This is a genomic window from Kitasatospora sp. NPDC057223 (assembly GCF_042669755.1).
GTDB lineage: Bacteria > Actinomycetota > Actinomycetes > Streptomycetales > Streptomycetaceae > Kitasatospora.
Window position 1 is genome coordinate 4,459 of sequence record NZ_JBHUWW010000199.1, and the last position, 6,816, is coordinate 11,274.

The 6,816-nt window shown below is 73.8% G+C and carries 6 protein-coding genes; 5 read left to right on the forward strand and 1 reads right to left on the reverse strand.

Features of this window, described 5'->3' with window-relative positions; all coding sequences use genetic code 11:
* Nucleotides 1-76 precede the first annotated feature (76 nt).
* The 5 genes from ACFUK0_RS37650 to ACFUK0_RS37670 all read left to right on the forward strand — a co-directional run bounded on the left by ACFUK0_RS37650 (nucleotide 77) and on the right by ACFUK0_RS37670 (nucleotide 4,421).
* Nucleotides 77-370, forward strand: a complete 294-nt coding sequence (locus ACFUK0_RS37650) for a hypothetical protein (protein ID WP_380258126.1) — start codon at nucleotides 77-79, stop codon at nucleotides 368-370.
* A gap of 471 nt (nucleotides 371-841) precedes the next feature.
* Nucleotides 842-1,243 carry a hypothetical protein gene (locus ACFUK0_RS37655; RefSeq protein WP_380258128.1) on the forward strand — a complete coding sequence of 134 codons (402 nt, stop codon included), beginning with the start codon at nucleotides 842-844 and terminating at the stop codon, nucleotides 1,241-1,243.
* 276 nt (nucleotides 1,244-1,519) lie between these two features.
* Nucleotides 1,520-1,729, forward strand: coding sequence for a hypothetical protein (locus tag ACFUK0_RS37660; protein WP_380258130.1), 210 nt, complete (start codon nucleotides 1,520-1,522; stop codon nucleotides 1,727-1,729).
* Between the two features lie 201 nt (nucleotides 1,730-1,930).
* Nucleotides 1,931-2,713, forward strand: a complete 783-nt coding sequence (locus ACFUK0_RS37665) for a phosphotransferase (RefSeq protein WP_380258132.1) — start codon at nucleotides 1,931-1,933, stop codon at nucleotides 2,711-2,713.
* Nucleotides 2,714-3,908: 1,195 nt separating this feature from the next.
* Nucleotides 3,909-4,421 carry a hypothetical protein gene (locus ACFUK0_RS37670; protein ID WP_380258134.1) on the forward strand — a complete coding sequence of 171 codons (513 nt, stop codon included), beginning with the start codon at nucleotides 3,909-3,911 and terminating at the stop codon, nucleotides 4,419-4,421.
* 109 nt (nucleotides 4,422-4,530) lie between these two features.
* Here ACFUK0_RS37670 and ACFUK0_RS37675 read toward each other — a convergent pair whose 3' ends face one another.
* The gene (locus ACFUK0_RS37675) at nucleotides 4,531-4,917 is read right to left on the reverse strand and encodes a ribosomal protein L7/L12 (RefSeq protein ID WP_380258136.1); all 387 of its coding nucleotides are present in this window, start codon (nucleotides 4,915-4,917) and stop codon (nucleotides 4,531-4,533) included.
* Between the last annotated feature and the right edge of the window lie 1,899 nt (nucleotides 4,918-6,816).

Here is a 6,816-nt window from a genome sequence, read left to right on the forward strand (position 1 = left end):
GTACGACCCGGGGACCTGGCTGACCGCTGTTTAGGTCGCTGGGTTGTGGTCCGTGCGGGAGGACTGGGTGGGGTGGGTGGCACACCTGGCGGGGGTTCGCGACCACATGGTCCCCGGGCCGACCTACGGCACGTACGGGGGAGGCCAGAGCTACTCCTACTACCATCCCGAGGACGTGCTGCAAGCGGTGGCGGCCATCGCCGATGGCCGTGTCGAGGTGGAGCCGATCTGGCGCACCGATACCCCCGAGGGCCGACAGGCGGAGTACTGGAGCAGGCTCCGCCTCCGGTTGACCATCATCATGGTGACGGCCGGGTTCGTGGGCCTGCCGCTGGCGCTCGTCCTGTACGACGTCTTCGTGCGGAAGTGACCGGCGGATCTCAACTCCTGGCCGGCCCGGGTCCGGGACGGGGCTGGGACACGGCCTCGCGGCCGGTTCCTCCGTGGCGGGCCGGTCCGCGGCAGTCGCGACAGGGGCCCGCGGTGTGCCTCGGGCGGCCGTCCCCGGCCGCCGGCCCCGGCCCCGGCGGGGTGTTTTCGGCTGGGGGCTGCGCCCGGTTGCTCCTGGTGGCACGCCGGGGCTGTGTCCGTGTGCTGGCGGGACGTCGCCGGGGCTGCCTGCCGGGTCCTCGCCGCTGCTGTTGAGGGATCTCTGCGCGTGGGGTTCGTCCCCGCCGGCGCTGTACCGGTCCTGTCGTCTCGCCGGTCGCTGATCGTGCCCCGCATTCTGCCCAGGGGCCGGAGCGGTCGAGCTGTCCGTATCGGCTGTATCACTCGCCGTGTCTCCCAATTCAAGCTAGCGTCAAGTGACATGACGAACACTCGGCGAATTGTGTTGGCCGTGGCCGCCACTCTCCTGCTGGCCGCTTGCAGCAGCGGCTATACCGTCACCGTCAAGCCCTTGCCGACCCCCGCCGCAACCGAGCTGTCCGCCGCAGCGCAGGCGCTGCGCGCCCTGGACCAGGCGTCGGGCGCCACCACCGAGAGCGCCGATGCATACGACCAGGCCTTCGCCGCGTTGGCAGCCCGCTGCGTGGAGCAACCCTGGGAACTCAAGGCTGAGGCCCGCTCCGCCGTGGCCCGGCTGAAGGCCTTCGGCAGCAAGACCCAGACCCACCTGACCGTGGTGCGCGCCATCGCCGCCGCCATCTCGCCGGCCGACCCGAGGGTGAACTGCGTGCCCTACTTCGGCATATACGTCAGATACGTCGAAGCCCAGCAGGGCACAGGCACGATTCACTGACCCGCCCGCCCCTTGCCGTCCCGTCACGGTCCTGCCACGGTCCCGTCGGGCCCGGCCGTCCCGCCGTCCGTCTGCCGTCCCGCCACGGCCCCGCTGTCCTGGCCGCTGCCGACCCCTCAGGCCCGGGCCTTGCCCGCCGGCCCCCCGCCCGCCGGGCCCCGCCGCGCCTGCCTGCCGGGCCCCGCCTGCCCGCCGGTTCTGGCCCGCTGCGGCTGCTCGCTGGGCCCTGTCTGCTGGGGGGCGTGGCTTCTGGGGGCTGGTGGTCGTTGTGGGGGTATGGACAACGACTTGTACGGTCCGCGCCGGATCGCTCCCGATTGGCACGCGCTGGAGGTGCTGGTGGCTGTGGTGCGTGCTGCGGGTGGTGAGCTGGCGGTCGACGGCGGGCACATGCTGACGACCTCGACCTGGGCGGCCGGCGGGGCGGTGAGGGATGTCCTGTACGAGCCGTTGCCGGACGGGAGGGTGCGGCTTTCGCTGGCCTGACCGGGGAGGCCCGGCCGTGCCCTGTGGCGTGTGGTCTGTTGACTGCACCAAGTTGGTGATCCGCCGGTCGCGCACGAGCCCTCACGGGGCCACACCATGTGAGCGCCCGGCTCGCCCGCACCAAGCCCAGTTCCGCTCCTGAAGCCAGACGAAAGTGGTACCGCGCCCAGGGCCGATTCCGCCGCTCACTAGGATCCGACCATGATCCAGGACGGTGAATCGATGCGCGGCGGTCTGTCGACCGTACGCCGTAAGGGCGAGACCATCCTCAGGCCCTGGCGCGTGTGGACCCCCGCAGTGCGGGAACTGCTGCGCCACTTGGAACGGGTGGGATTCGCCGGCGCGCCGCGCGCCCTGGGCGACGGTCCCGTGGACGGCTATGAGGTGGTGTCGCTGCTGCACGGCGAAGTCGGGCTGTCCCCGTGGCCACCGGCGCTCCTCGCGGACGAGGGCGTCATCGCGCTCGGGCGGTGGCTGCGCGACTACCACGAGGCAGTACGCGACTTCCGGCCCTCACCGCAGGCCGTCTGGTGCGACCCGGACGTCCGCTGGCGGCCCGGGCTGATCATGCGCCACGGCGACCTCACGAGCTGGAACTCGGTCTGGGAGGACGACCGGCTCGTGGGCGTCATTGACTGGGACCTGGCCATACCTGGCGAGGCGTTGGAGGATCTCGCACAATTGGCTTGGTACAGCGTGCCTTTGCGGCTTCCCGAGCGTCAGCGCAGGGCCGGGTACGGCGCAGCCGGCGCTCCGTTGGCACGACGGCTGCGACTGCTCTGCGAAGCATACGGTGCGAATCCAGCCGACGTGCTGGACGGGCTGGCGCGGTTGCAGCGTGACGAGACTGACCGGATCGCGCGCCTGGGCCGGCTCGGCGCGGATCCCTGGGCTACATTCCTGCGGCAAAATTTCATCCCGGACATCGAGGAGGAGCGCGCTTGGGCGCTAGCACGTCGCGAGGAACTCCTCGGCCACGCTTGACGCGACCCTCCGGTCGCAGCCGCGTCGCGAATCACGAGCGCTCAGCACCTTCCGGAGTTGGTGCAGAGAAGCTGTGGCGCCTGGGGTGCTGTCGCGCCGGTGATGTGCGGGGGAGGGCCGGTTCCCCCGTGGCGGGCCGGTTCGCGACGGCCGCAACAGGGGGCCCGCGGTGCCCCTGGGGCGGGCGGGCTGCTTCCCGCCCGTCGTCCCCGGCCCCGCGGCCGTCCCCGCGTCCCGGCCCCGTGCCCGTGCCCGGTCCTGTGCTTCGGTTCCTCGGCCCCCGGCCGGGGTGGCTGTGCCCGGTGGAACCTGTCCGTGCGGCTGCGCCCGCCCGCCGCCCGCCCGCCGTACGGGGCGGCGGCCGGCTTCTTCCGGGGTTGGGACGGGCCTGTCCCAGCTCTGTCCCAGCCTGTCCTGGCTCTGTCCCAGCACGCCCGGTTTGCCCGGTTTTGCTGGGACGGTCCCAGGTCGTTTGCCCAGGTGGGAGTGTTTTCGGCTGGGGGCTGGGACAGGCTGGGACGTGCCCTCGCGTCGGCCCGTCCGCCGCTGTCGGCCCGTCGGCCCGGCGGGGCCTGTCCGCGTGCTGGCGGTCCGTCGCCGGGCCCGGGGCCGGGCGGGGCCTGCTGCTGTTCCTGGCCTTCGTGCTGGCCGCCGGGTGGCCGCCCGGGTGCAGTGACTGCCGGGGGCCGCCAGGGCACCGGTGCCGCCGGGAGGGCGGGCGGTGCCGGTGCCCCGCCCCGGGGGGCCGCAGGCCGCCCCTGCCGTCCCGCCACGGCCCCGCCACGGCCCCGTCCCCACGGCCCCGGCCTGACGGCCCCGCCATCGGTCCTGCCGTCACTGTCCCGGTGCCGCAGGCACCCGGGCCCGCCACCCACCCGCTGCGGGGCCGCCGCGCCCCGGCCCCGCCCCCCGGTGCGGCTGCCGGGCCGGCACCCCCATCGCGGCTGCAGGCTGCCCGCGGTGGAGGGCCAGGAGGAGCTGGAGGATCAGGAGGTGGTGCCCGGCCCGCGCCCCGCGCCCTGTCCTGCCCTGGCCCCGTGCCCGTGCCCGGTCGGCGGCCGTCCCGCCTGTCTCGTGCCGCCGCCGGTCCCGTGTCGCGATGGCACCGTCGGGGCGCTGCCGTGGCCGATGCCCCGGCTGCCCCTGTTCCTGCCCTTGCTGGGGCCGGGGTGGTGGTGTCCGGTTGGATGGCGTCATGAGTGAGTTCGCGCATCCTGGGTCCGGTCTGACGAAGAGCCTGTGGAGCACCTCCGATTTCGATGACATGGAGTGGCGCAACGTCGTCATCCACGGGTTCTGTGTAAGGCCCAATATTTCCGGTGGGTTCCTGCCGTGCCTGCTGTTCGACATCGACTACATCGTCGGCTGGGTGCACCCCGTCCCGCCCGAGGAGCGGTTCAGCTTCTGGATGGCTCCTTCCACGCTGGTATTCGAGGAGGTGTGGGACGTGGAGGGCAGTCTCGAATTCAAGACTTCCTCTATGAAGTTGGGCATCTATGACATCGGGAAGTCGGAGGTGGAGGGGAAGTCGGACGATCCGTTGTGGCACATCGACGGGGATTCCTTCGATTTGAAGTTCCGCTCTGCCGGATACCGGCAGTATTTTCGCCAGGAGCCCCACTTCTCGCCCCGCATGGTGCTCTCTTACGAAGAGCGTGGAGGGATCTCCTTCGCGGAGGCCGAGTTCGCGCCGGGCGGGAACCTGTAAGGGACTCCTTCTGCTTTGTCCGACTCACGGCCGCTGCTCCTGACTCGCCCTCCCCGGCCCCGCGCGCCGCCCGCGGCTTTGCTGTCCTGGCTTGGGGTGGTTCTGGGGTTCAGTTGCTCCGGGTGTGGCCGGGGTAGGGGCCGTGGGTGGTGCATGAGTGGCAGTCGCAGCTGGTGAGGGAGTTGGCTTGGCAGTGTGGGGTGGGCCAGTACCGGGAGGTGCACGGATCTGGGTCCACCGGGGTTCCGTCGTGGGGGAGGGTGCGTCGGCACCAGCCGCACCGCAGGGCGGTGGGTACACCGGCGCGGCGCAGGCGCTGGGCGGTTGCCTCGGCGTCGGCGAAGGGGATGTCCTCGCGTGCGGTGGCGGGCGCATTGTCGAGGAGTTGCCGGCTGTGCCACAGGCTCAGGCCGGTGACCGCGGCGACGGCCCGCAGGGCCGCCGGCCCGTTTGCTGAGGCGTCGGTCAGCACAACGGTGAACTGGGGGTCTTCCACGGTTCTCCTCCGGGGCGTGGTGCTGGCGAGCCAGGGACAGTCAACCCGTCGCAGGACGGCGGGCCAAGGCGATATCCGCCCGGCCCGTCACCACCCCGGGCACCTCCCGTGCCGGCTACGCCCCGCTGTGCCCCGCCGGGGGCCGCAGGCCACCGCCCGCGCCCGCCCCCCGCGCCCGCCCCTGCCCCGCGCCGTTCTCGGGCCCGCCGCTCCGGGCCGGTGTCGCGGGCCCGGTCCCGCTCACCTGTGCGCTGGCGGGCCGTCAGGCCCCGCCCCCAGCCACCCGCCGGTGCGGCCGTCAGGCCGGCACCCCCTTCGCGGCCGTCAGGCCGCCCGTGTGAGAGCGGGTGGTTGTTGGAGGACCAGGTGGTGGTGCCGGGCTGACGGCCGGATTGGTGGGTGGCCCTGTCCTGGATCGGGGTGGTACTCGTTGCGGTGCTGCGCCCCGGCCCGTGTCCGCTCCCGCCCGCCGAGGGCGTGGTACTGCTCCCGGTGCTGTCCCCCTTGGGCCCGGGGGTGGAGTTCCTGACAGTTCTTGCATCTCGGTCCCCGAGTGCGTGACACCTTTTGCATCGTCGTCGCGTCGCTGGCCGCAGGGGTGCTCGCGCGGCTCACGGAGGGGGTGGTGGTGGGAGCCGGGGGCGGGTTCGGTGCCCGGCCGGGAGCGCCCGCCGGGCCCTGCCGCAGGCCTGCGCCGCACCCGCCCGGTGCTGCGCGCCGCACTGCGGTCGTGGCTGTCGCCCCGTCCTCGGGAGGGGGTGCGGTGGCCGCTGCTGCGCCCTGGGAAGGGGTGTGGTGGCGGCTGTCGTGCCCGGGGGTTGGCGCCGTCGGGTGGTATGGCTACTTCCTCTACCGCGCCGCTGTCGCGCCCTGGGGAGGGCCCGTCGTCGGGCCGCCGGGGCGGGGCGGTGGTGTCCGGGGGGTGGTTCGGCGAGCTCCTGGTGCCCGCCGCCGCTCATGCCGCTGTCCCCGCCGCTCTCTCCGCCGCCGCCGTCGCCGCCGTCGGGGCCGGGGCCGGCCTTCGCCCGCTGCGCACCGCCACCCGCTCACTGCCGGTGCGCAGGCCGCTGCCCGTCGGCACCCGCCGCCCGCCGATATCCGCCGCCTGCTGCTCCCCGGAGTCCCCGCCGCGCCCGGGGCCCCGGAGCCCTCGCCGTGCTCCGGCCCCTCCTCCCGTGGCTCTCCTGGGGCAGCCGCCCCGCCCCCGGCAGCAGGTGCCCGTCCTGCCCTCCCCCTGTTGCCGCTCACGGCGCGCTGCGGAGCCCGCCAGGGCGCCGCCCGCCCCTGCCTCTCCTCCCTGGTGGCCGCAGGCTGCCCTACGGGCCGCCACGGGGGCCGCAGAGCACCCGCGCCCGGTGCGCAGCGACGGGGCCGATATCGGGCCGATGGGCTTCTACCAGCAATTCGCGGGATATCGTGAACGAAAGGCCAGCCGGATTCCTGTCCCGTCAGGGACGGCCCTCCTACCGGCAATTCGCGCGACATCGTGAACGCCCGCTCGGACACCCCGCCAGGGGTGGCCCCTCTACCGGCAATTCACGCCACATCGTGAACGCTCCCGGCCGCAGGCCGGAACGGGCCCCACGGCGGGCCGCAGGCCCGTGCCGCTTTCGACGCCCGCCGCTCACCGAGTTGAGGCCCCGCCAGGGGCCGCCCCGGGCAAGCCAATTCGCCACCGGCGAATTGCCCCCGCCACCCGCCCACCCCGCCCGGCGCAGCCGGGCCCCGGGGGCGTAGCCCCCGGCAGCAACCACGCACGGTGACGGCGCAGCCGGCACCCCCCGGCCCTGGCGGGCCGTCAGGCCCGCTGCAGCGCCGCCAGGCGCTGCTTAAGCCGCAGGCTTCCGCCCCCAGGACGTTGGCGAGGAAGCGGGGCTCGGTGCGGCCGAGCCGGGTCGC

What these genes read in the sequence shown, in the direction of transcription:
- ACFUK0_RS37660 (WP_380258130.1), top strand. Translation starts at nt 1,520, where the DNA reads ATGGACAACGACTTGTACGGTCCGCGCCGGATCGCTCCCGATTGGCAC.
- ACFUK0_RS37665 (WP_380258132.1), top strand. Translation starts at nt 1,931, where the DNA reads ATGATCCAGGACGGTGAATCGATGCGCGGCGGTCTGTCGACCGTACGC.
- ACFUK0_RS37670 (WP_380258134.1), top strand. Translation starts at nt 3,909, where the DNA reads ATGAGTGAGTTCGCGCATCCTGGGTCCGGTCTGACGAAGAGCCTGTGG.